This is a genomic window from Desulfatiglans anilini DSM 4660, from assembly GCF_000422285.1.
Classification (GTDB): domain Bacteria; phylum Desulfobacterota; class DSM-4660; order Desulfatiglandales; family Desulfatiglandaceae; genus Desulfatiglans; species Desulfatiglans anilini.
The window spans coordinates 14,466-38,307 of the sequence record NZ_AULM01000002.1 but is presented as its reverse complement, the minus strand read 5'-3'; the positions used below and the strand labels follow the sequence as shown (position 1 = coordinate 38,307).

The following is a 23,842-nucleotide window of genomic DNA, read 5'->3' as shown; positions in this document are numbered from 1 at the left end:
GGCCTGTGCCGCCGGAAATATCCGCACCGAAAGCGATGCGGCATGGATTCAAACGGAATGAAAGGTTAAGACAGGATGAAACTGACTGGAGCCAAGATACTGATGCAATCCCTGAAGGAAGAAGGGGTGGATACCATTTTCGGGTACCCCGGGGGTGCCGTGATCGATATTTACCATGAACTGGTGCAAACCGACATCCGGCATATCCTTGTCCGCCACGAACAGGGTGCGGTGCATGCCGCCGACGGCTACGCGCGCGCATCCGGGCGCGTCGGGGTCTGCCTGGTGACCTCCGGCCCGGGGGCGACCAACACCGTCTCGGGGATCGCCTCGGCCTACTTCGACTCCATCCCGATCGTCGTCCTCACGGGACAGGTCCCGACCCAGCTGATCGGAAACGACGCCTTCCAGGAGGTCGACATCGTCGGGATCACCCGGCCCTGCACCAAGCACAACTACCTGGTCACGCGGGTGGAAGACCTGGCGCGCGTCGTCAGGGAGGCCTTCCACATCGCGAAATCAGGAAGGCCCGGCCCGGTCCTCATCGACCTCCCGAAAGACCTCATGAGCAAGAAATGCGAATACCGGCCGCCGAAGGATGTCAATCTGAAGTCCTATCAGCCGACTTACCGCCCCAACACGAAGCAGCTTCACAAGGTGGTGAAGCTGATCAAGGAGGCCAAGCGGCCGATGATCGTGGCCGGAGGCGGCGTCGTCCTCTCGAAGGGCTCCGAGGAACTGAGGAAGTTCGCTGAAAAGATCCAATCGCCGGTGAGCACGACCCTGATGGGACTGGGGGCCTTCCCCACCCAGACACCGCTCTGGCTCGGCATGATCGGCATGCACGGGACCTACCGGGCCAACATGTCGACCGCGGCCTGCGACCTCATGATCGCGATCGGCGTGCGGTTCAGCGACCGGGTCACGGGAAAGACCGACGCCTTCGCCCATCAGGCCAAGATCGTCCACATCGATATCGACCCGACCTCTATCCGCAAAAACATCCCGGTGACCATTCCGGTGGTGGGGGACTGCCGGCAGACCCTCCAGATGCTGAACGAGCTGCTCGAGAAAGAGGATTTCAGCGGCGTCCAGAAACCGCGAACGGCCTGGATCAACCAGATCGAGGAGTGGAAGAGCACGAAACGGCTTGCCTACACCCAGTCCGACACCATCAAACCGCAGTTCGTCATCGAAAAGCTCTACGAACTGACGGCCGGCAAGGCCCTGGTGACGACGGAGGTGGGGCAGAATCAGATGTGGACCGCCCAGTATTACCACTTCGACCAGCCGAACAGCTTCATCACCTCGGGCGGCCTCGGCTGCATGGGCTTCGGCCTGCCGGCGGCCATCGGGGCACAGGTCGCCAGACCGGACAAGCTGGTCGTGGACATCGCCGGGGACGGCAGCATCCAGATGAACATCCAGGAGATGGCCACCGCCGTGCAGTATGGGCTGCCGGTCAAGATCATCATCCTGAACAACCAGTACCTCGGCATGGTGCGCCAATGGCAGGAGCTGTTCTACAACCGGTGCTACGCCTGCACGGGGATGGAGCACGCCCCGGACTTCGTCAAACTGGCGGAGGCTTACGGGGCGGTCGGCCTGCGCGCCACCAAACCCGAAGAGGTCGAGGAGACCCTCAAGCAGGGGCTCGCCCTGCCCAGAACGGTCATCATGGAATTCGTGGTGGAGCGGGAGGAAAAGGTGTACCCGATGGTGCCTGCAGGCGCCCCGATCACCGACATGTTGCTGGTCTAGCTTCCGTCCGGACAGGGGCTTTTCGGCGAAAAAACCCCCATCCCGGCTTGGAAGCCTGTCCCTACTGGATAAACATTCCCGGACGCAGAATGGTCCGGCCTGCGCCAACGCGCTCTGCTGGGCGAAGACCGGGCGGATCCCGAGGAATCCCAAACTCACTCAACCTGGAGAAATACCGATGGATGATGAACATCGAGAAAACCATATCCTTTCGCTGATGGTCGAAAACCAGCCAGGAGTCCTTTCCCGCATCGCCGGGCTTTTCAGCGGGCGGGGATTCAACATTGAAAGCCTGTGCGTCGCCGAGACGACGGAACCGAACATCTCCCGCGTCACCCTGGTGACCACCGGCGATATGAACATTGTGGAGCAGATCAAGAAGCAGCTCAACAAGCTCATCAACGTACTGAAGGTGTTCGACTTCACAGGCGTCAGCCACGTGGAGCGCGAACTGGTTCTCCTGAAGATCCGGGCCAAACCGGAATACCGGGCGGAGATCCTGCGCCTGGTCGATATCTTCCGCAGCCGCGTGGTCGATGTGGGAACCGATTATTATATGGTGGAAGTCACCGGCGATCAGGGGAAAATCAAGGCCTTTCTGGATCTTCTGGAACCAATGGGCATCAAGGAAATCGCGCGGACCGGCCTGATCGCCCTCCCGCGCGAAAAACAATAAAGGAGACGTTCAATGACACAGATCAATTTCGGCGGCGTGATGGAAGACGTCGTCACGGCAGAGGAATTCACCCTGGAAAAAGCGCGTGAGGTCCTGAAAAACGAGGTCATCGCCGTCATCGGCTACGGCGTGCAAGGCCCGGGGCAGTCCATGAACCTGCGCGACAACGGCTTCAACGTAATCGTTGGCCAGTCCCCCAAGTTTCCGGCAGACTGGGACCATGCCGTGAAAGACGGCTGGGTGCCGGGGAAGACCCTCTTCGATATCGAGGAGGCCGCCCGGAAGGGAACCATCATCATGATGCTGGTCTCCGACGCCGGACAGAAGGCCATCTGGCCGCTCATCCAACAGTGCCTCAGCCCGGGCGACGCGCTCTACTTTTCCCACGGTTTTTCCATTGTTTATAAGGAGCAAACCGGTGTCATTCCCCCGGGCGATGTGGACGTGATCCTCGTCGCGCCCAAGGGGTCCGGCACCACCGTGCGGACCAATTTTCTCGAGGGCAGCGGCATCAACTCGAGTTACGCCGTCTTCCAGGACGCCACGGGGAACGCCGAGGAGCGGACCAAGGCCGTCGGTATCGCGATCGGGTCCGGGTACCTCTTCCCGACCACCTTCGAAAAGGAGGTGCACAGCGACCTGGTCGGCGAGCGCGGGGTCCTCATGGGCGCCCTGGCAGGCGTCATGGAGGCCCAGTACGACATCCTGCGCCGCAAGGGCCACAGCCCGAGCGAGGCCTTCAACGAAACCGTGGAGGAACTCACCCAGAGCCTCATCCGGCTGGTGGGGCAGAACGGGATGGACTGGATGTACGCCAACTGCAGCACCACGGCCCAGCGCGGGGCCCTCGACTGGCGCAAGCGGTTTCGCGAGGCGGTGGCGCCCGTCTTCGAAGACCTTTACCAGAGTGTCGTAGAGGGTGAGGAGACCCGCATCGTCCTCGAGGCCAACAGCGCGCCGGACTACAAGGAAAAGCTCGACAAGGAGTTGGCTGAGATGCGCCATTCCGAAATGTGGCAGGCCGGCGCGGCTGTCCGTGCCCTCAGGCCCGAAAACAGGCGCCAAAAGTAAGTCGCATCCCGTAAATGGGGTATACCCTTCGAACCGGTTCGCACCGTTCGGCGCGCCTCCGCACCGGATGGGTCGAGTTCCCCATGCGCAGGATTCCGCTTCTTCTCGGCGCAACAGGATGATAATCCGCCCTGAAGGGCTGGGACTGAGCACCCGGAGGGTGTGAAGAAACCGGGACCCGCCCCGAAGGGGTGGGACCGAGCACCCGGAGGGTGTGAAGAAAATTCCACATTTCCCGGATCGGATCGTGTTTGCTTGGGGAGCTTGGTTCCCGCCGGGCATCCGGGCGTTTGCGGCATGAAGTCCGCAGCACGATCGAGGGCTGCCCCAACCGGTCGCCTCGATCTCTATGAAAGGAATGACATGTCAAAGCACTATACGATCGGCGTAATCCCCGGCGACGGCACCGGCCCGGAGGTCGTGGCCGAAGGGCTCAAGGCCCTCGAAGCGGCGGGGCGGAAGCATGACCTCACCTTCGATTTCAAACGATACGATCTGGGCGGCGAAGCCTACCTGAGGGACGGAACCCTCCTCCCGGACAGCGTCATCCATGAACTTCGCGGGATGGACGCCATCTTTCTCGGCGCCATCGGACACCCCGGCGTCAAGCCCGGAATACTCGAAAGGGAGGTCCTGCTCAAACTCCGGTTCGAACTCGATCTCTACATCAACCTGAGGCCGGTCGTCCTGCACCCCGGGGTGGACACCCCACTCATGGGAAAGCAGCCGGAGGACATCGACTTCGTGGTGGTGCGCGAAAACAGCGAAGGGATGTATGCAGGGGGCGGCGGGTTTTTCAAAAAGGGCACGGCGGACGAAGTGGCCATCCAGGAGTCGGTCAACACCCGCAAAGGGGTCGAGCGATGCATCCGCTACGCCTTCGAGTATGCCCGCAAGAGGAACAAGGGCAAACACGTGACCCTCTGCGCCAAAACCAACGTCCTCATCTTCGAATCGGATCTGTGGTTCAGGGTCTTCCAGGACGTGGCCAAGGATTTCCCCGACATCGGCACAGGGTACCAGCACGTGGATGCCCTCTGCATGTGGATGATCAAGAACCCGGAGCAGTTCGACGTGATCGTGACCGGGAACCTTTTCGGAGATATCATCACGGACATCGGGGCCATCATTCAGGGCGGGTTGGGCATCGCGGCCGGCGGCAACATTCACCCAGGCCAATCCGCCATGTTCGAACCGATCGGCGGATCGGCACCCAAATACACGGGACAGAACAAGATCAACCCCATGGCGGCGATCGGCTCCGCACAGATGCTTCTGGAATACCTGGGCAAAGACAAGGCGGCCGCCGATATCTTTCAGGCCATCCGCAAGGTTCTTTCCCAGGACCTGAAGAGCCTCGAAGCCGGCCGGATGGGCTATACCACCAGCGAGGTGGGCGATCTCGTCGCCCGCTATATCATGGCCTGATGCCCGACCCGATCCGGACACCTTCGACCGGGCCTTTATAATCATAGCGCAGGCTGTTGAAAAACGGCCGGATGCAAGATCTGCGGGCTACCATGGAATGGGGGCCGCACCTGTCCGTGCGCCCCAGTGACACGGGATGAACACTACGCAGCAGCCGGACGTTTTTCAACAGCCTGCGCACAACGGATTTTTCAACACGCTGATCAGGGATCCGCTGACCACGCCTGGATGCTTTGCGCGGCTGCGGCCGACAAATTTACTGCCTTTCTTACAGGGCTTATTTCAGCAGGCGCTTGCTGCTATGGAAAACCTGCGCGTCGCTGCGGTTTGCATGCATGCCATTCCGCAGGCCATCGAGCGAAATCTGGATCGTATGGAGCGGCTCGCCCGCGAGGCGGCCGCACGCATGGCTGAGGTGATCTGCTTCCCTGAGTTGGCCGTAACCGGATACAAGGCAAAGCCGCCCGTGCCCGCGCTGGAAGGAGAAGACTGGGAAAAGGCGGTTGCGCGGCTTTCAGCGATCGCTCAAGACACCGGGGCAGTTATCCTGGCCGGGCTCGTCGAGGGGGCCCAGGGGCGTTCCCCTTGCATCACCCAGGCGGTGATCGCCCCGGCAGGCATCCTCGGGTTGTATCGGAAAACCCACCTCTCGCCGCCCGAAAAGGCAACCTATCATCCCGGGGCCGAACTTCCGGTTTTTTCCTTCAAAAACAGCTCGTTCGGCATCCAGATCTGCTACGAAACCCATTTCCCGGAGATCTCGACGGCATTGGCGCTGCAAGGCGCGGAGATTCTCTTCATGCCTCATGCCTCCCCGCGGGGCACCCCCGAGGAAAAGCGCAACAGCTGGATGCGGCACCTCCAGGCACGGGCTTTCGACAACGGCGTCTTCGCCGTTGCATGCAATCAGGTGGGCAGTACAGGGGACGGACTGTCCTTCCCCGGCGTTGCACTGATCCTCGGTCCGGACGGGCATGTTTTGGCGGAGTACGCCGGCCGGCAGGAGCAGGTCCTCATCGCGGACCTGAAGGCCAGCCACCTGCAAGCCATCCGCTCCCACCGGATGAGGTACTTCCTCCCCAACCGCCGGCCGGATCTCTACGGGAGCATCTCGAGAAAACCCCGTTGAAGCGGGCGGCTCCGGCCATACCCGTCCAGGACCCGGATCGCCTTCGAGACCTCGCCACCGGAGAATCGGAAGGCCCCCAAGCTAAGGCCTTGACCCTCAACGCAAAAAGGCACGGAACGGCTTCTTGATCCACCATTCCATGCCATGCGCAGATGCTGCGAGAAATGCCGCGGCGAACCGCTCAAGCGGCTAAACGCATCCAGTCGGTTTGGGCAAACCGGCCATTTTACAGGCGCCTTTGCCCGGGCCCGATGGAAAAAGCTCATAGATATATTTCAGCTTGTAGCCCGTGACCTTGGAAAGAATCCGCACCATCGGAGCGATGCCGTTTTTCTTGTAGTACTCCTGAAGCACATTGATGACCTTCCAGTGCTCGTCGGTCAGTTCCTCGATCCCTTCCGTGCCCTTTACGTATTGCACCCAAGTTTCGTTCCAGTTATTGAAGTCATCGATGAACCCATCTTCATCGACCTGGAAGGTGTTACCTTCAAATTCTACCGTGGGCATAACAACGAACCTCCTTCTAGTGATATTGTCCCCGTTTGAACCGATTTGAGCGTATGTTTCAAATCTAAGTGAAAAAATATAATTTGAATTTTCAGCCTTGTCAACGGTTCTTTTGCCTATTCGTGAAAAAATTCCCTATCTGTCCCTCCGAATTCCCTAGCCATTTCAACGAGCCTCCGGGCCCAGAGGTCGTCCCCCGCAGCGTGTACGTGCGTGTAAACCCCCAAGAGATTTTTGACCCAGAGTCCGTCCCGCACGCCGTCGATCCCGTGGCCGCGCTCGACCTTGAAGGCGAAACGCGCCTCCAGAGGACGAGTCAACCGAGGCCGCGAATAGTGAAACTCGTGTCCCCGGATAACGGTACCTTCCTTGAAAAACGGGTTGGGCGCGTCGGCCCGCAGCACGGTATATCCGTGCCCCTGCGGCCGTTTCATCAGTTCGAATGCCACCGGAAGCGCTCCGACCATCGGATAGACCGCCTGTTCAATCTCGAGCGCCTCTCCAAGATACATGAGCCCGCCACACTCGGCATAAACCGGCAACCCTTTTTCAACCGCCGACCTTAGGGACGTGCGAAACCCCGCATTGGCCGCGAGCGCGGCGGCCTGTGTCTCCGGAAACCCGCCGCCGATGTAAAGGCCGTCGAGCGGCGGCAGAGCAGGGTCTTCCATGGCATCGAGTCTGATGAGACGGGCGCCCAGCCGCTCGAGGGCCTCCAGGTTCTCTGGATAATAGAACCAGAATGACCGGTCGAGGATGTAGCCGATGCGGACCTTTGAAAGAGGCAGAATCGCGGACGAGGCCTCCTCTTCGGGGACTTGCAGATCCCCGGAGCCTTGCCTGGCCATAATCTCCTCAATGGCCGCCAGATCGACATGGGTCTCGACCACCTCTTTCGTCCATGCGACAGCCCTGCGCCCCTCTTCCCTTTCCTGATGAGGAACCAGGCCCATGTGCCTCTCTGGAAAAAGGTTTTTCCCGAGTTTGGGAACGCTTCCCACCACCGGGATGCCGCAGTAGGTTGCAACAGCCTCACGGACCAGGTTTTCCTGTCTCGGCCCGGCGACCCGGTTCAAGATGACACCGCAGACCCGCAGATCGGGGTCGAAGACCTGACAGCCCTTGACGACAGCGGCCACGGTCCGGGTGCTCATGGTCACATCCACCACCAGAATGACCGGGCTTCGAAGCCATTTGGCCAGTTCAGCGGTGCTGCAACAACCCGTCACATCCAGACCATCGAAAAGGCCCCTGTTCCCCTCCACCAGAGCGCAATCCAACCCGCTTGCATGAAGCGCAAACGAACGGATGACCTGTTCCCGCGTCATCAAGAAAGGATCCAGATTCCGGCATGGCCGACCGGCAGCGAAAGACATCCATCCGGCATCGATGAAATCCGGCCCCTTCTTGAAGGGTGCGACCGACAACCCCCGCGCCTCCCACGCCGATGCCAGTCCGAGGGAAAGTAGCGTTTTGCCGCTCCCTCCGCGCAGCGCACTGATCGAGATTCTGGGGGGTATCAAGTACATCTTGCTTCCGATTTTTATCCTGAAACGGCCTTTGCCGGCTACCTCGTCTCTGCACGGAAACGGTTTCCCGCTAGAAACCATTTTCCAATCTGAAAATGACTTCCCGCTGAAACCCAAGTTCCAATCTGGAAATGAGGATTTTTATTCACACCCTTCGGGTGCTCCGTCCCACCCCTGCGGAGCGGGTGCCGGTTTCTCCGCACCCTTCGGGTGTTCGGTCCCATCGCCTCGCGGCGGATCTCCGTTCGTCCATTCAGTAAAATCGGGTGCTTGTGCTAAAGCTCCCTGCAAGCCGCCGCCCAAAAAACCTTGCAGTTCGACACCGAGATTCGCCAAAAAGACCCCTCCCGGATGAAAACCACCCCTATTCGGATATTCGGATCTCGTCGTGCCCCATCCACCCGGGTCACCCACCGCCCGCACACGCCATTCTCCGGTTCGAGCTGGGACGACCCGGCACTCAGAATCCTAGGGACGGCTGATGGGTTTGATTCGGCGGAGCCGGACCGATTACGCCTCGGCAACCCCTGTCTTGTCAACAAAAATCTGGTCTTTTTCTATTGACAATACGACGTTATATCTACTATAAAAGCAATCTTAAGTATTTGAAAATTGAACTAATTACAATATTCACAAGGAGTTAGCGCTCGTTTAACCCCTTGTTTTTGTGGGATCTCACACACGGTCGACATCCCTTGGCAGCGAATTAGGTCAGGTCAAATCTGGAGGGAGGAGGTGAAGTAAACCCTATTTTCTTGGACGGTTGCTCCTGCAAGAATATCTATTTTCCCACGTAGAAGGAGGCATTCATAATGGCTTTCGAACCAAAAGAAGAGCAAAAAGAACTAAAATATCAAGAGCTTCGCATCTACAAGGATGACGAACTCAAAAACTACACCGAGGAAGAGCTGAAGAGCTTCAAGGTCAAACACCCCACCCCGCTGCTGGACGACCTCGAGAAAGGTCCGTGGCCGAGCTTCGTCGCCGATGCCAAACGCCAGGCCCTTCATCGCCGCAAACTCTCCACCGACCGGATGCTGATCGAAAGAGACGTCGTGGAAGACATGCTCGGTCAGTTGGAAGACTCTTTCAACGACGGCGAGACCCACTGGAAGCACGGCGGCATCGTGGGCGTCTTCGGATACGGCGGCGGCGTCATCGGCCGTTACTCCGACATGCCCGAGAAGTACCCCTCGATCGCCCATTTCCACACGATGCGTGTCAACCAGCCCGCCAGCAAGTTCTACAACACCGATTATCTCCGCTCCCTTTGCGACCTCTGGGAATATCGCGGCAGCGGGTTGATGAACATGCACGGTTCGACCGGCGACATCATCTTCCTCGGGACCTTCACCGAACAGCTCGAGCCCATTTTTTACGAACTGACCCATATCCTCCAGCAGGACTTGGGCGGATCGGGCTCGAACCTCCGGACCCCATCCTGCTGCATCGGCAAGGCCCGCTGTGAATGGTCCTGCATCGACACGCAGGATATGTGCTACGAGTTGACCCATCACTATCAGGATGAACTTCACAGACCGGCGTTCCCGTACAAGTTCAAATTCAAGTTCGACGGCTGCCCCAACGGCTGCGTCGCCTCCATCGCCCGCTCCGATATGTCCTTCATCGGCACCTGGCGCGACAACATCCGGATCGACCAGGAAGCGGTCAAGGCCTACATCGGCGGCGAGATTCCGCCCAACGCCGGTGCCCACAAGGGCAGGGACTGGGGTAAATTCGACATCCAGAAGGAAGTCATCGACCTCTGCCCGACCCAGTGCATGTGGATGGAAGACGGCAAGCTCAAGATCGACGACAAGGAATGCACTCGCTGCATGCATTGCATCAACGTTATGCCCAAGGCCCTCCGGCCGGGCCTGGATACGGGCGTGAGCCTCCTTTTCGGCGCCAAGGCCCCTATTCTCGAAGGCGCCCAGATGTCCGTGCTGACCATTCCCTTTATGAAGGCGGAGCCCCCGTACGACAATATCAAAGAAATCGTCGAAAAGGTCTGGGATTGGTGGATGGAAGAGGGGAAAAACCGCGAGCGACTGGGCGAACTGATCCAGCGTTACGGCATTCCCAAGTTTCTCGAGGTCCTGGAGATTCCTCCGATGCCCCAAATGGTCAAAGAGCCGCGCAGCAACCCCTATATCTTCTGGAAAGAGGAAGACGTTCCCGGCGGCTGGCAGCGCGACATCAACGACTACCGATCCAGACACAAGAGATAGGAGGTATGACTCATGGCTCTATCAACCGAAAGACTCGGACTCTATAACCCTGAAAAACCCATGGAAAACCGCATTACCGACCTCGGTCCGCGGCATTTCTGGCAGTACTTTCCCCCGATCATCCGGAACAACTACGGCAAGTGGACCCACCACGAAATCCTCGAACCCGGCATCCTGGTCCACTTCTCCGAGACCGGAGACAAGGTCTTCACCGTGCGCTGCGGCGGCTGCCGTTTTATGACCGTCGAACACGTCCGCGAGATCTGCGATATCGCCGACAAGTACTGCGAAGGGCACATGCGTTTCACCACCCGGAACAACATCGAATTCCTGGTGGACAGCTCCGACAAGCTCGAGGCCTTGAAAAAGGACCTCATGAGCCGCAAGCACGTCTCCGGCAGCTACAAGTTCCCCATCGGCGGGACCGGCGCCGGCCTGACCAACATTGTTCACACGCAGGGTTACATCCACTGCCATACCCCGGCAACGGATGCCTCCTCCATGGTCAAAGCCGTGATGGACGATCTTTTCGACTATTTCCAGGGCATGACCCTGCCGGCGCAGGTCCGCGTTTCCATGGCCTGCTGCCTGAATATGTGCGGCGCCGTGCACTGCTCCGATATCGCCCTGCTCGGGTATCACCGCAAGCCGCCGATCGTCGATGCGGAGGTCCTGGAATCGGTCTGCGAGATCCCGCTGGTCATCGCGGCCTGTCCGACCGGCGCCATCTCCCCGGCCAAGACGGAATCCGGGAAAAAGGCGGTCAAGATCAAGGAAGAACGCTGCATGTTCTGCGGCAATTGCTACACCATGTGCATGGCCTTGCCGCTTTCGGACAAAGAGGGCGACGGCGTGACCATCCTGGCCGGCGGCAAGATCTCCAACCGGATCTCGCCTCCCAAATTTTCCAAGGTCGTGGTGCCCTTCCTGCCCAACAACTTCCCCAGGTATCCTGAGGTATGTGAAACCGTCAAGCAGATCATCGAAGCCTATGCCTCCGACGCCAAAAAATACGAGCGGGTCGGCGACTGGGCCGAGCGGATCGGCTGGGAAAAGTTCTTCGAAAAGACGAACATCCCCTTCACCGAGCACCTCATCGATGATTACCGCTTGCAGTACGATACCTACAGAACCTCCACGCAGTTCAAATACACCGAGGCTGCTTGGGAGGTTTCGAGGGCCGCCGGCGGGATCGAGGACTAATTCCCGCCCGTTCGCGTCTCAATAAAGGAGAGCTGAAATGGAAGATATCAAAAAGGCCATCATGGACTTTGCTACATCAAGCAAAAAGTCCAAATTCTATTTCAAAGATATGGAAAAGGCCGTTCAGGAATCCATGCCGGAAGCAAAGTCCCGCGAGATCAAGAAGGCGGCGACGGCGCTGATCAACGAAGAGAAGCTGATCTATTTTTCGACCGGAAGCAGCACGATGTACGGCCTGAAAGGCAGGGGTCAGACGGAAGACCACTAGCCGGTCTGTCCACCCGGTGTTCTGAAAAGAATGCCGGAGCATGATTCGAGGTCGTCGGCTCATGTGGCCGACGACCTCTTTGTATCTCGATTCGAATAGAAGACGGCGTGAAGCGGTCCACTTGAAGCATCAGATTACGGGCGGGCGTCCTCAGGAAGATCCGCCGACTCATGAACCGCCACACCGAGCCGATCGATCCAAGGTGAAGAAATGAAAGTACCGCAGGATTCCGAAGCGTTTATCGCGGAGCAAAAAGAGATTCTGAAGTCCAATCCCGAATGCGCCAATACCAGTTACAACCTGGGGGTCTCCCTGATGGAGGGAGGCCACCTGGACGAAGCCATCAAGGTCTTCAACGACGCCATCGGGAACAGCGTCAGGATGTTCGAGGCGTATGTAAACCTCGGGTATATCTATTTCAAGAAAGGCGATCTCGAACGGGTCGCCGAGGTCAACCTGAAGGCCATCGAACTGGAGCCACGTTATGCAAGGGGCTACGCCAATCTGGGATTCGCCTACCTGCAGATGAGCCGAACGGATGAGGCGATCGAGGCCCTGAAAAAGGCCATCGAACTCAACCCGAAGATCGCCCAGGCCTGGAACAACCTGGTGAATGCCTACCTGCAGAAAGAGGAGGTCGAGAAGGCGATCGAAACCGGTCAGGAGCTCGTCGCGCTTGCACCGGATTTCGCACTGGGGCACAACAACCTCGCCTTCGCCTACTATGCAGCCGAAAACTACGCCAAGGCGATCGAACACCTGGACCGAGCGATCGCTCTCGGGTTCGAGGCTCACCCTGAATTTATCAAACGGCTGCTCCCCTACCGGAAACCTTAACGGGACGGCCCGATGTCATCGTGATCTCTCTCGACACCCCAAGCCTTCAGCACGACCTTTTCGAGCGCTATCGAGAGCTGGCCGCTGCAGCCGACGGTGCCTTTCGGAGATTCCAGTCCGATTACAGCGATCGCGTCCTCTGCCAACCTGGCTGCCGGGATTGCTGCCATGCCGTGTTCGGGCTCTTCCTGATCGAAGCTGTATGGATCCACTCGCATTTCGAGGATCTTTCCCGCAAAGACCGGCGTCCGGCGCTGCTTCGCTGTGAAAAGAGCCGCAAAGAGATCGAAAGACTTCGAACGCGGATCCTGCCGTTTGCAGACGACCCCTTCCGATCCAACCGTCTGATGGCCCAGGAGCGGGTCCGGTGTCCAATGCTCCTCCCCACGGGCCTGTGCCTCATCTACCCTTGGCGGCCCATCACCTGCCGTATCTATGGGATCCCGACCGTTATCCAAGGGCGCATCCGTTACTGCCCGAAGTCAGGTTTCGGGCCTGATGAGGCCTATCCCGCATTCTCTCTGGATACCGTTTTCCGCGAACTGTATCAGCTTTCCAGATCCCTGCTGGCAGGGCTGGAACAAGGCGATCCCCTCAAGGCCGACCTGCTGGTCTCCCTGCCGGCTGTGCTCGGTCAGCCGCTTGAAAGGCTCGTAAAGACGCACTTTGGATGGTCCTGAACAGGGCGCGGCAGTGCTCCGGCAACCGGATTTGCATCATCCGAAGTTCCTCCGGGTCCTCCCTTTCATAAAGCGGAAGCAGGGAAGAATAGACCTGCAACAGTTCCTCCGCTGAAAACGGCTTGAGGAGTTCCAGAAGATGGCCTGCGTTTTCAGGGAGCGCATCTCGATCCGCTTCTTTTTCTCTCAAGCCAAGGCAAAAACCGTCCAGCGTGGGGCCCAGCACATCGTCTTCTGCCCAAACGACCTCGCCGGTGCCGTCGCGTCGGTCGCATCTGGTCTTGAGCGCTGATTCGAGGAAAAGATAGACCAGCGGAATCCTGGGATCTACACCGCTCTCTCCTGCGAAAAAGGGCATAGACTCATAGCGCCTGACCGTAGTCAACCTGACCCGGAGATCGTCTCCGAACCGAGAGACAACGAAATCCCCCGCCGCATGGTGCCAGAGATCGATCCGCTCAAAGGTCACGGGGTTGTAATGCAGGGCCAGGAGCCGGGATACCCCGCGATAAATGGCGGCGTATTCCGCTTCATCGGCACGGCGTCCCCCCCCGGCTCGATCCCAGATCAGGATGTGTGATGTTCCCTCGCCCAACGTGTGATGCCATTCATGACAGTCCTCGAGCCATTCCGACAGCACCATGAGCCAGCCGGGCTTCCCCTCGCCACAGGAAGAATGGATCTCAGCCATGCAGTATGCAACAGGGAGATCTCCCCCACCCCTTTTCTCCAGAAGGCGGCCAATATTCCGAACATCGTCCTTGAGAAAGCGCTTCCCGGTCTCTTCAAGGGCGGAGACCACCGCAAGCCTGCGTCTAGGTCCTAAACACCCTCCTTCGACACAAGCGACATGATAAAAGGCCCCATGCTTTTCCATCCGGATCAGCCATCGCTCTCCCGCGTCCTGCAAGGGAAGCAGCATCTCTTCCCCGTAGGCCGCCGAAAGCGGCTCACGAATGACCTCATCGGCGGTCAAAAAGCTCTTAACGGCTTCAAAAAAATCCCCAACAGTCATCTGAGGATGCGCTGCTCCTGGCCCAAGCATAAACGGGGTGTCAAGATCGGCGGCGCGCAGTTCCCAGTCACCGTCGGGACCGGGGATACAACAACGGATCTTCATAGACGCCGTAGAGCCTCCGCAGCGATCGCTCCGACAGACGTCCTTTCGAGACGCCCGGAATCATAAAGGATGAGTTCGTGTTCATCCGGCAGAAGCTCGACCATATCGTCCTTCAGTTCACTGGCCTGCAGATATCCGAGCAGTCTGACCGTCTGTCCACGGACCTCCGGGTCCGGGTCTTTCAAAAGCGGAATGAAGTGGAAGGTGATCTTGCGCAGCAACTGAGGGACGGAGGCTGCTATTCTCGCCAGCGCCTGCACCGTCTGGGATCGGCGCGTCGCATCCGTGAGAAAGGGATAGAGCTGTGGCATATAACCGGCAAAAAGGTCGGGTTTACGGGCAATGATCTCGCCGATCGCCTCGAAGGCGCCCCATGTCGATGCCGCTGTGTCCGAAACCGCGTAAAACAGATTTTGCAGAAGATTCGAAACCGCCTTTGGCTCAGATTCCCCTACCACAGCCGCAATACGACCCAGCAAATCGGCTGCACGCTGTCTGAAAAGCCGATCCCCCGAGTAGAGGAACCTCTGCACCATGCGGATGATCTTCGGGTCCTCGCGGGCGAGTTCGATCAGGGCATCGGCGTTAAAATCCCGGACCAGCTGCTCCAGTTCCGTCTTGGAGACCCTGCGCTTCACCGGGCGTCTGCGCATCTTGCGCTCGTAAAAGGTAGGAACGGCATCCTCCATTTTTCGCCTGACGCCGTCTGCGCTCACCTCCAGGACATCTTTGTGCAGCCGAACGAAAAAAAGAACCCCGGAAATACGCCGCCCCTCGAAGAAACCCCCCGGAACGATCACGTGATTTGCGAGGTCGTAATGGTCCACGATCTCGTACAGGTAGTCCTCTTCCGGCAGCAGATTCCAGGCCAAATCCCAGTCCATGTCACAGGAGAAAACCAGAGACTCGATCAAAGCCTCCCCGCTGTGGCGACCTGTGACATCACAGGCATAAACCGCCCCGCAACTGCAGGTTCCAACAGGCATTTCACCAGGCCTGCAGGTCCTGAGTTCCTTAGGCGGCTCAATCATAAGCCCGCAAAAGGGGCAGGTGGGCCGTTTGATAAAATCTCTTCCCTGAAGCTGTTGATCCAAGAGCATGTCCAATATCCTCTGCCTCGACGGAGGCTTGTGAACTGAATTCGTGTCCATCCGGAAATGATTTCCCGGTACTACCCAGTTTCCAATCCGGAAATGAGGATTTTTTGACCATATCAAGAAAATCAAACGTCTGCGCGGAGGCGACCTATATCGCCGCACAAACAAACGTACAGATTGACGCCGAGATTGGCAAAAAGGACCCTTTCCGGATGGAAACGAATTCGCGCAGATGAGCCAAGAGGCGGCCTTTATCCCCGCCTCCCTCATCCGGGTCAGAGGTCGAGGCTCAGTTCATCACTCGTCTCGTCGTACTCCAAGCCCGTAATCTGAAAGGAAGAACCGGCCGAGCAAAAATGGAGATTCCAATGCCTGTAAGCATCTCCGGCAAATCGGCAATTCAGGGTTCCTATCCTGGCGTCGGCCCGCTCGAGCAGCGGTACCATCCGCTCGTAAAAGAGCTGCATGATAAGCGCCTCGTCATCCGCGTTCAATTCCAGCAATGCTTCAGCCTTCAGCTCATTCTCTGCCATTGTCTCGACCCCGTCGCACAGGTCACCGCACCTCCCGCGCTGCTTGACCGCCCCAGCATACAAAGCCCTTGAGCGGCTGGGGGCAAAAATCCCTGGGAGTCAAAAGGCCCCCTGCGGCAACAAGATATGGGCGGCACCAGTGATTCGAACAGACGCGGGAACGATCATCAAACGCAGCACCCCGGCCGTCTCGCCGAAGGAGGGTGGAAGGCCGTCTGGAAGGCCCGGAAACGAGGTTTTCCTGCCAATGCAGCGGGAATCAAGCGTTTGTTAAGGATGCGACCTCCGGGTCGCCGCAAGAGTAAACCTGCACTTTGACACCGAGATCGGCAAAAAAGGCCCTTTCCGGATTTTAACCGAGGCTATTTTCCCGGACCGGGAAGATCCAGAGTCATACACTGGTTGCCTGAACCACATGACTTCGCAGTAATTTTTGGTGATTTACCCCCGGGTCCGACCCCCATGACATAATTGGTCCGGCTAACCACCCGCTCGAAGGATTCGGACCGGCACTCAGGACAAACCAGCTCGACCGGCTCCTCCGAGCGCGTCAACAGTTTCTCGACAAACGCCCCGCACTGCAGGCAGCGAAACTCGTAGATAGGCATTTTTATCATTCCTTACACAGACAAGTTTTTGATATCATCCTAATGCTTGAACAGAGAATTGTCAAACGGTGCATACAGTTCATCGGACCGCTCATGATCCTTTCTTTTCATCCATGCCTCGGGGGGGATGTCCAGATCATCCTGGGATCGCGTCCGCTCGGCGCTTCTGAAAAGGGGCTCATAGGGAAGGCCCGTGCCATCCTACTGCCACAGGGATGCTCCGGAGAGCTTTTCGAGGTCTGCGCCGCATCAGGCGTACCCGTCTTTCCCGATTACTCCCTGCGGTTCCGCTATCCAGGCAAGTGCGGGCAGGCTGAACTCTTTGCACGGTACAACTGCCCCCATCCTCGCACCTCTTTGTGGGCGTCGACAGAAGATTTCAAGCACACCTGGGACTGCGGCCATCAACCACATGCGTTTCCATTCCTCATCAAGCAGGACGACCATCACGAAGCCGAAGGCGTCTTCCTCATCCGCAGCCAGCGGGAGCTGAGCCGTACGCTTCAGCATTTGCGGCAATGCGAGGAAGGTGGCGCAAGCGGATTCGTCAGCCAGGATCTGATCGATACGGAAGGCAATGTCCTGAGAGTCGTTCTAATCGGTGGAACCGCGATCAGTTTCTGGAAGCGTCCTGCCGTTCCAAACCAGATCATCACGACCATCGCCCGCGGGGCGGTGGTCGACCACTCCTGGAATCAAAACCTTCAGCGCAAAGCGGTGGCGGCTGTAAGAGGCTTTGCCCGTTCCGCCCCCCTCAATCTGGCGGCCGTCGACATCGTTTTCAACCTCGCCGAGGTCGATCCCGAGCCTCTTTTTCTCGAGATCAATTATTTTTTCGGCAGACGGGGGCTGGGCGGAGGTGAACGGTTTTACAGAATCCTGCACAGAGAGGTGAAAAAATGGGTCGAAAAGATCGGCCTCGACCCTTCGGGAATATGTCTTTATTGAGGACTCGTCGCAGCAGGAATTCGCTTCAAGGGAGTCATGTCCAGAATGGAGGCCCTTTTTTCTGAACTCGGGGACCTGGAAGGCGCTGTTCTTCCAGTCACTCGAGGGATAAATTGCACGAACAGCGGCAGCAGATCTTTTGAAGGAAGAACGTCCCCCCTACTTGCAGGCAACGAAGACCCGCCGTGTTCTCGGCCCGTCGAACTCGCACAGAAAGATCCTCTGCCACGTCCCCAGAACCAGGCTTCCTTCTTCCACCAGGACGGAGACGGAATTCCCCATCAAAGACGTCTTGATATGGCTGTCCGCATTGCCCTCTGCGTGGCGGTACCCGGCATTCCTGGGCACGAGGAATTCAAGCCTGGCAAGGATATCCCCGCACACGTCCGGATCGGCACCCTCGTTGATGGTTACGCCGGCCGTCGTATGGGGGACATAAACCAGACACTGGCCGTCTTTGACGCCGACCTGCCGCAGCGTCTCCTGCACCCGCCCTGTGATGTCGATCATTTCGGCCCTGGCGCCGCTTTTGACAGAAATCGATACAGGCATCTGAAACGGTCTCCTTTCCCTCTTCACGCAAGGATCAGTGGCTTTTCCGTCCGGTTTTCCTCCATAAGATCCTCCTCAGGAGGTTTTCCGACGTCGACACCTCCCGCCTGGGCAAGGCTGCGGTCCAAAAGATATCGGAGGAACGCGCTCCCGTCAGGAGCATCCCTGAATCTGACGCATTCCTGAGCGGCCTGGAGACTTATTCCAGCAGTATCGTCTCTCCCGATCCCTCGGAAAACGAAGGCATTCTCGGTCAAGCAATCCCTCAGGAAATCCATCTTCGCTCCGGTGAAGATGCCGGACAGGGCACGGCCTCTGATATCGTCCAGGCGATCGGCCTGAGACATCGCCGATAGCACGAGGCGGCTTTCGGCCGCGGACCGCATCTCCTCTAAATATGGCTGGAGCAGGTCGACATCGATCAGCCATCTTTCCATGCACGCCTCCCTGAATAAGAGAGCGCACTGGGCCTGGGTCGGAGGCTGGAGTGTCTCGGTTGAGGCCGCAGACACTTCTTCGACTGCGGGTGATTTCGGGCGGGCCGCACGTGCGAGCAAGTCTGGACGGATTGCCAGGTATCCATCGGGTGCACCGGCGTTCATCCGGATATGCTGCTGGTAAGCCTTTTCAAGCACATCCGCCGAGTGCACGAGTGAGGTGTCCACCAGCGGCTGCCCCTCGGCCTCCATGTCTTTTTCGAGCCTCGTGAGTTGCTTCCTGTTCACTCTGCCCGCGAAGACATCGAGGAAACCTTTCTCAGGTGAGACAACCGCAATCAAGACCTCATGGCCCCTGAGCGGATGAGTCGCCGTAACCATGACCAACCGCGCCCCGCTCAGATCCATGACTGGTCCTATCCGCGCATATAGTTCATTTCCCACACGGCCCTTCAGCGCCGGTTCGGGCCGTAGCGCTGCATTTTCCTGCAGGAAATCCAAGGGGATACCGCGCCGCTCCATCTGGAAAACCGCTCGTCTGAGCGCTTTGCGCACGGTTTTTTCAGGATAGGCCTCCGCGAGCGCGGCAATCGTCTCCAAACGAGGGGAGTCGTCCTGCGCCAACCTTTCGATCAAGGCTTGGGCCATCTCCGGTCCACCCGCCTCGGCCGCCAGAGAATCAGGGGGAGCCATTTGAGCCATGTCCAGCAATTCTTTCAAACGGGCATCCTCTGCACTCGAAAGGCGCCTGCCATCCTTCGCCTTCTTTTTGCTCTTCTTTTTTGAACCTGACTTCAAACAGTCCTCTTTTCTTCTATCGCAACGTGATCGAAATAGCCCTCTTCCTTGAGGTAGACATTCACGGTCGTGTCGACGGAGCTTTCATAGACAGAGCCGACGTAATTGGCGAAGATCGGCAGTTCACGATTCCTCTCACCACGGTCCACCAGAACCGCCAGTTCAATCCGGCGCGGCCGACCGTAATCCATAAGGGCATCCATCGCCGCCCGCACCGTCCTCCCGGTAAACAGGACATCGTCAACCAGCACCACGGTCTTGTCATCGACGGAAAAAGGCAGCTCCGTCTTTCCCACCACCGGCGCCGGACCAATCCTCGTCCAGTCGTCGCGGTACAAGGTGATATCCAGTACCCCCATAGGTAAAACCTTCCCGCTTTTCTCCCTGATGGCATCCTGCAGCCGGGCGGCGAGAAAAGCTCCTCCTGTCCTGATACCCACCAAAGCGACATCCTTCAAGATATTATTCCGCCGGAGGATCGCGTCAGCGATGGTCTGTAGACATTCCGCAATATCCCGCTCCCTGAGCACCACTGTCTTTTCCATGCTTTACCCGCCTATGTCATTAATATTTTTATTATTACCCACCAAAAACCTCGAAGTCAATCAATTCCTATTCAAAATCAATACTTACCCCTTCAACAACGCTGACTGCTTGACCTTAAAATTTCAATTGTTCTATAATTTTGCCGACTGCTTTTCCGGCTGGCAACTCGCAGCAGCAACGGCCGGTCATGAACCAGAGGGGAACCCGCTGGACCAAGGCTCCCGCTTTTCGAGTGTTCGAATCCAGCCCGCGCTTTTGCGGGGCAATTGCGCCGTTTATCCATTCGCGAGACGGTATTCGACCTTGGTGCGCGGTCATTATGCCCGGACGCGCCGCCGCCGAACCCGGCTAGGCCAGAAGATCGTCTGGAAACAGCCGGAAAGCCGGCCAAACAAAACCGCCGCCCTTCCGGCCTGAGGGAATCGTCCTTGTGAACCTGCGGAACCCGTTCCCTGAACCACTGGGATGATCAAACAAAGCTCTCTCTCATAGGGCTCGTTTATGTCGGCGACATCCGATGGTTTCCACCCGGACAGAGTCTTTTTGCCCGTCTCTGCGTCCATTTGCGCGGTTGCCAGCACAAAGATGCACCGTTCGCCCCAGCACACGTTTATGGTTTCATGAGATTCATGGAAGGTGGGTCCCGCCTCGAATCGGCGGAGTTGGGCCTCAAATACCGAGGAGGTAAAAGCGCCAACACCGAATTGACACATCATTCAACAGAACAACCAAGGAGGAACCACATGAAGCACAAGATCGCTGTAGTCGGAGCCGGAAACGTAGGGGCAACCGCAGCCATGCGACTGGCGGAAAAGGAGTTGGGCGACGTGGTCATTATCGACATCCTCGAAGGGGTCCCTGCAGGGAAGGCCCTCGACCTCACTGAAGCCGCGCCCATCGAAAAGCATGACGCCAAAATCACGGGTGTTACGGGGGACTACAGCGCCGCAGCCGATGCGGATATCGTCATCATCACCGCTGGCATTGCCCGCAAACCGGGCATGAGTCGTGACGACCTCCTTGCAACGAACATGGGCATCGTATCGGGGGTGGCCAAATCCATTGCAGAGGTGGCGCCCGAATCGATCCTGATCATCGTCAGCAACCCGCTGGATGCCATGTGCCATGCCGCCTTCGAAGCGAGCGGCTTTCCCAAGAACCGGGTCATAGGCATGGCCGGGGTGCTCGACTCGGCTCGTTTCCGCGCCTTTATCGCCATGGAATTGAACGTGTCCGTCGAAAATACCCATGCCTTCGTGCTCGGTGGTCACGGAGACACCATGGTCCCCCTTCCGCGCTACTCCACCGTAGCGGGCATTCCTATTACGGAACTCCTGTCGCCGGCCAAGATCGAGGCCATTGTACAACGGACACGGAACGGCGGTGCCGAGATCGTCGGACTCCTCAAGACCGGCAGCGCCTATTATGCGCCGGCATCGGCAGCCGTCGAAATGGCTGAGGCGATCCTCAAAGACAAACACAAGGTCCTTCCCTGTGCGGCCTATCTGGAAGGGGAATACGGCATCAAAGACCTTTTCATCGGCGTCCCGACGAAACTGGGTGCAGCAGGGATAGAGGAGATCATCGAAATCAACCTGACAGGTGCTGAAGCCGAGGCACTGCAGCATTCCGCGGATGCGGTCAGGGCCTTGGTGCAAGATATGGCACGGTTGAAGGGCTGAAGGGTATCGCGAGCCTTTCTTCGGAGCGCCGTCCGGGAATCGGAGGAGAAGGGTGACAAACGAGGAAATGATCGAGACTCTCGAATCCCTGGCAGCGGCCTTGGAGATCGGGATCCGCTACGAGAACCTCTCACATGGAAAAATCGCTGCCAGCAAGGGAGGCCTGTGCCGCATACGAGGCAGGCCCGTTATCATTGTCGATAAACGGGCCTGCCTCGAAGAGAAAAAAGACCTTCTCCTCCAATCCTTGAGGCGCTTCGACCTGAGCGGCGTCTATGTAGTGCCTGCCATCCGGGAACTGCTCGAATGATCATCAGACGGCGGTTGAACGACCCTTCTTCCTGCGGGTCTTGCGCGGGAGACGTAGACCCGTTCGTCGGTAAAATTCCAGGTACTTCGCAAGGGTGTATTTCATGTGTTTCCGCTCACAGATCTCCTGGATACCGCGTATATCGTGGTAGTAATCGAGCCGATCATAGATTTCCCCTGAGATCTGGTGCAGAAAATGCGACCGGACCAGTTTTTCCTCGACCTGAAACCCGCGTGATTTCATCACTCGCGGGCCGGCGAAGATCACCAGGGCCCCGGGCTCAGCAATGACGACATCCCCCAGAGCCGCATAACTCGCAATCGCGCCGCCCGTCGAGGGGTCCGCCAGGACCGAGATGAACGGCAGCCCGGCCCGTTTGAGGCGGTTGACCGACTCCACTGTTTTAACCATCTGCATCAGGGCCGAAATACCCTCATAAAGGCGCGCCCCACCCGAACAACACAGACTCACGAGGGGGATATTCTCCTGGATCGCATAGTCGACCGCCCTCCGAAACTTCTCGCCGAAAACCACTCCCATCGACCCGCCGCAGTAGTAAAATTCGCTGATGGCCATGACGACTTTGAAATGATGGATTTCCGCGCTGCCGACCACGAGGGATTCCTTGAAATGGGACCGGCCCTCCTGCTTCGCCAGGAAATCACGGTAATAACTGGTCATGGCGTCTTCTTCGAGGAGATCCTCTACACTCAGGTTTCTGTAGAGTTCATGAAAACTCCCGGTATCCGCAAGGCAGTCTATCCATCCAGTCGCGCTCAGGATGTAGGCATAGCCGCACTCGGGGCAAACCTGGAAATTGTCCAGGAAATCCTTGAGAGGGATCAGTTTGCCGCAGCCCCGATGCTTGCCCTCCCCGCTCTTTCCAGACCCGCATTCGATAAACTCCGTATCCTCCGCTCTGCCATCCATGTGACCGTAATCATCCCCCACCTCTGTCAGACTCGAGTAGTTGACGATCTTGATGTCGGGTGCGGGTCTGCGGAATGCCATCTTGATCGGTTTTTCGATGTAGCGCTTGATGTCATAAAGAGGGCCGCTTCCTTTCGACACCCCATATGATTTGGCGCGCATCTCCCTGCGCTTGATCAGCTTGCTGATATGATTGCGCGAAAGGTCTTTGACCGCCTTGGACAGGAAATCCTTCACGTTCGCGGCAAACCCCTCGACATCCGTTACATCCTCGGGAGAAGGAACAATCCGGTCGATCACATCCAAGGCCTTCAATTCCTTCGCCGCAGGCTTCAGAACCGTCAGGGCATCCTGAATCCGGGTGGCATCCCGGAAAACAATCGAAGCCATACTCTCCGGAGGCGCTGTGGCATAAAGGGCGTCTTCCATTTGCCCGCGGACGTCCGTCACCTGAATCGCCAGCGCCCCCCCGCTCCCCCCCTCCCCCAGGATAAGGGACACGGTTCTGACCGGGATGGTCAGGAAGGCACGGATGAGGTGGGCGATGAAGAAAGCCTGAAACCTTTGAGCGGAATACATTGAAATATCAGCACCATAAGTATCAATGACGCTGAAAAGGACCGTCTTGTCGGTATCCGAAGCTGCCGCCTCGCGCAGGATCCTCAGGATCCGGGCGTGATCATCCGAGGTCAGCATGCCATAGTTGAGCTTCTTGAGATCCTCGCTGCTGCGCAGGTCATCCGGCGTGGGTTTTTGCTGGGCGACGACATAGAGCTGATGGTTCGCAAAAGAGGTGACACCCGCCAGCAAAGAGCCTCCTGGCGGTGAAATCAGGCTGAAATCCGGAAAAAGATGCTCCACCAGGTGAGAAGCTCGGGGTCTATAGGGATGCCGGGTGCGGCGCTTGAAGATATCAACCAGGTCAATTTTGGCCATCTGGACGTTCCTTTCGAAAACCGGC

General features: G+C 57.9%; 24 protein-coding genes. 14 read left to right on the top strand and 10 right to left on the bottom strand.

What is annotated here, in order from left to right:
* Window positions 1–75: 75 nt before the first annotated feature.
* From ilvB to H567_RS0102185, 5 genes are all read left to right on the top strand, one after another.
* A complete protein-coding gene (ilvB, locus tag H567_RS0102205) occupies window positions 76–1,761 on the top strand; it encodes a biosynthetic-type acetolactate synthase large subunit (protein ID WP_028320145.1) in 1,686 nt (561 codons plus the stop codon).
* A 178-nt stretch (window positions 1,762–1,939) separates the two neighbouring features.
* Window positions 1,940–2,437, top strand: coding sequence for an acetolactate synthase small subunit (gene ilvN / locus H567_RS0102200; RefSeq protein WP_028320144.1), 498 nt, complete (start codon window positions 1,940–1,942; stop codon window positions 2,435–2,437).
* 12 nt (window positions 2,438–2,449) lie between these two features.
* Entirely contained in the window at window positions 2,450–3,508 is a 1,059-nt protein-coding gene (gene ilvC / locus H567_RS0102195; RefSeq protein ID WP_028320143.1) for a ketol-acid reductoisomerase, read from the top strand.
* A 363-nt stretch (window positions 3,509–3,871) separates the two neighbouring features.
* The gene (locus H567_RS0102190) at window positions 3,872–4,936 is read left to right on the top strand and encodes a 3-isopropylmalate dehydrogenase (RefSeq protein ID WP_028320142.1); all 1,065 of its coding nucleotides are present in this window, start codon (window positions 3,872–3,874) and stop codon (window positions 4,934–4,936) included.
* Between the two features lie 301 nt (window positions 4,937–5,237).
* Entirely contained in the window at window positions 5,238–6,065 is an 828-nt protein-coding gene (locus tag H567_RS0102185; protein ID WP_028320141.1) for a nitrilase-related carbon-nitrogen hydrolase, read from the top strand.
* 189 nt (window positions 6,066–6,254) lie between these two features.
* Here H567_RS0102185 and H567_RS0102180 read toward each other — a convergent pair whose 3' ends face one another.
* Complete coding sequence (locus tag H567_RS0102180; protein ID WP_028320140.1) at window positions 6,255–6,572, bottom strand: TusE/DsrC/DsvC family sulfur relay protein; 318 nt, start codon at window positions 6,570–6,572, stop codon at window positions 6,255–6,257.
* Between the two features lie 116 nt (window positions 6,573–6,688).
* On the bottom strand, window positions 6,689–8,101 hold the full coding sequence (locus H567_RS22585; RefSeq protein ID WP_035253320.1) for a cobyrinic acid a,c-diamide synthase CobB: 1,413 nt from the start codon (window positions 8,099–8,101) through the stop codon (window positions 6,689–6,691).
* 812 nt (window positions 8,102–8,913) lie between these two features.
* On the opposite strand from H567_RS22585, the gene dsrA reads away from it, so the two are divergent.
* The 5 genes from dsrA to H567_RS28345 all read left to right on the top strand — a co-directional run bounded on the left by dsrA (window position 8,914) and on the right by H567_RS28345 (window position 13,320).
* On the top strand, window positions 8,914–10,332 hold the full coding sequence (gene dsrA, locus H567_RS0102170) for a dissimilatory-type sulfite reductase subunit alpha (RefSeq protein ID WP_028320139.1): 1,419 nt from the start codon (window positions 8,914–8,916) through the stop codon (window positions 10,330–10,332).
* Window positions 10,333–10,344: 12 nt separating this feature from the next.
* The gene (gene dsrB / locus H567_RS0102165; protein ID WP_028320138.1) at window positions 10,345–11,535 is read left to right on the top strand and encodes a dissimilatory-type sulfite reductase subunit beta; all 1,191 of its coding nucleotides are present in this window, start codon (window positions 10,345–10,347) and stop codon (window positions 11,533–11,535) included.
* A gap of 37 nt (window positions 11,536–11,572) precedes the next feature.
* Entirely contained in the window at window positions 11,573–11,803 is a 231-nt protein-coding gene (locus tag H567_RS0102160; protein WP_028320137.1) for a dissimilatory sulfite reductase D family protein, read from the top strand.
* Between the two features lie 210 nt (window positions 11,804–12,013).
* Window positions 12,014–12,640 (top strand): tetratricopeptide repeat protein, encoded by a 627-nt coding sequence (locus H567_RS0102155; protein WP_028320136.1) that lies wholly within the window; start codon window positions 12,014–12,016, stop codon window positions 12,638–12,640.
* A 20-nt stretch (window positions 12,641–12,660) separates the two neighbouring features.
* Window positions 12,661–13,320 carry a YkgJ family cysteine cluster protein gene (locus tag H567_RS28345; protein WP_153306018.1) on the top strand — a complete coding sequence of 220 codons (660 nt, stop codon included), beginning with the start codon at window positions 12,661–12,663 and terminating at the stop codon, window positions 13,318–13,320.
* On the opposite strand, the gene H567_RS0102145 is transcribed toward H567_RS28345, so the two are convergent.
* The 4 genes from H567_RS0102145 to H567_RS27700 all read right to left on the bottom strand — a co-directional run bounded on the left by H567_RS0102145 (window position 13,235) and on the right by H567_RS27700 (window position 16,678).
* Window positions 13,235–14,335: a hypothetical protein gene (locus tag H567_RS0102145; RefSeq protein WP_028320134.1), complete on the bottom strand. Its 1,101-nt coding sequence runs from the start codon at window positions 14,333–14,335 to the stop codon at window positions 13,235–13,237. The two genes, H567_RS28345 and H567_RS0102145, sit on opposite strands and share 86 nt — an antisense overlap.
* A 101-nt stretch (window positions 14,336–14,436) precedes the next feature.
* Window positions 14,437–15,426, bottom strand: coding sequence for a DVU0298 family protein (locus tag H567_RS0102140; protein ID WP_153306017.1), 990 nt, complete (start codon window positions 15,424–15,426; stop codon window positions 14,437–14,439).
* Between the two features lie 386 nt (window positions 15,427–15,812).
* Window positions 15,813–16,070, bottom strand: coding sequence for a hypothetical protein (locus H567_RS0102135; protein WP_028320132.1), 258 nt, complete (start codon window positions 16,068–16,070; stop codon window positions 15,813–15,815).
* 362 nt (window positions 16,071–16,432) lie between these two features.
* The gene (locus H567_RS27700) at window positions 16,433–16,678 is read right to left on the bottom strand and encodes an FmdB family zinc ribbon protein (RefSeq protein ID WP_028320131.1); all 246 of its coding nucleotides are present in this window, start codon (window positions 16,676–16,678) and stop codon (window positions 16,433–16,435) included.
* A gap of 42 nt (window positions 16,679–16,720) precedes the next feature.
* Between H567_RS27700 and H567_RS0102125 the strand changes: the two genes are divergently transcribed.
* Window positions 16,721–17,626: an ATP-grasp domain-containing protein gene (locus tag H567_RS0102125; RefSeq protein ID WP_028320130.1), complete on the top strand. Its 906-nt coding sequence runs from the start codon at window positions 16,721–16,723 to the stop codon at window positions 17,624–17,626.
* Window positions 17,627–17,785: 159 nt separating this feature from the next.
* Here H567_RS0102125 and H567_RS0102120 read toward each other — a convergent pair whose 3' ends face one another.
* The 3 genes from H567_RS0102120 to pyrR all read right to left on the bottom strand — a co-directional run bounded on the left by H567_RS0102120 (window position 17,786) and on the right by pyrR (window position 19,958).
* Entirely contained in the window at window positions 17,786–18,178 is a 393-nt protein-coding gene (locus H567_RS0102120; RefSeq protein WP_028320129.1) for a secondary thiamine-phosphate synthase enzyme YjbQ, read from the bottom strand.
* Window positions 18,179–18,201: 23 nt separating this feature from the next.
* On the bottom strand, window positions 18,202–19,335 hold the full coding sequence (locus tag H567_RS0102115) for a hypothetical protein (protein ID WP_153306016.1): 1,134 nt from the start codon (window positions 19,333–19,335) through the stop codon (window positions 18,202–18,204).
* Between the two features lie 74 nt (window positions 19,336–19,409).
* Entirely contained in the window at window positions 19,410–19,958 is a 549-nt protein-coding gene (gene pyrR, locus H567_RS0102110; protein WP_028320127.1) for a bifunctional pyr operon transcriptional regulator/uracil phosphoribosyltransferase PyrR, read from the bottom strand.
* 13 nt (window positions 19,959–19,971) lie between these two features.
* Between pyrR and H567_RS28340 the strand changes: the two genes are divergently transcribed.
* The 3 genes from H567_RS28340 to H567_RS0102100 all read left to right on the top strand — a co-directional run bounded on the left by H567_RS28340 (window position 19,972) and on the right by H567_RS0102100 (window position 21,951).
* The gene (locus H567_RS28340; protein WP_153306015.1) at window positions 19,972–20,376 is read left to right on the top strand and encodes a hypothetical protein; all 405 of its coding nucleotides are present in this window, start codon (window positions 19,972–19,974) and stop codon (window positions 20,374–20,376) included.
* Window positions 20,377–20,702: 326 nt separating this feature from the next.
* On the top strand, window positions 20,703–21,641 hold the full coding sequence (gene mdh, locus H567_RS0102105; protein ID WP_028320126.1) for a malate dehydrogenase: 939 nt from the start codon (window positions 20,703–20,705) through the stop codon (window positions 21,639–21,641).
* Between the two features lie 52 nt (window positions 21,642–21,693).
* A complete protein-coding gene (locus tag H567_RS0102100) occupies window positions 21,694–21,951 on the top strand; it encodes a hypothetical protein (RefSeq protein WP_028320125.1) in 258 nt (85 codons plus the stop codon).
* Between the two features lie 3 nt (window positions 21,952–21,954).
* On the opposite strand, the gene H567_RS0102095 is transcribed toward H567_RS0102100, so the two are convergent.
* Window positions 21,955–23,817, bottom strand: a complete 1,863-nt coding sequence (locus H567_RS0102095; protein WP_028320124.1) for a carboxyl transferase domain-containing protein — start codon at window positions 23,815–23,817, stop codon at window positions 21,955–21,957.
* Between the last annotated feature and the right edge of the window lie 25 nt (window positions 23,818–23,842).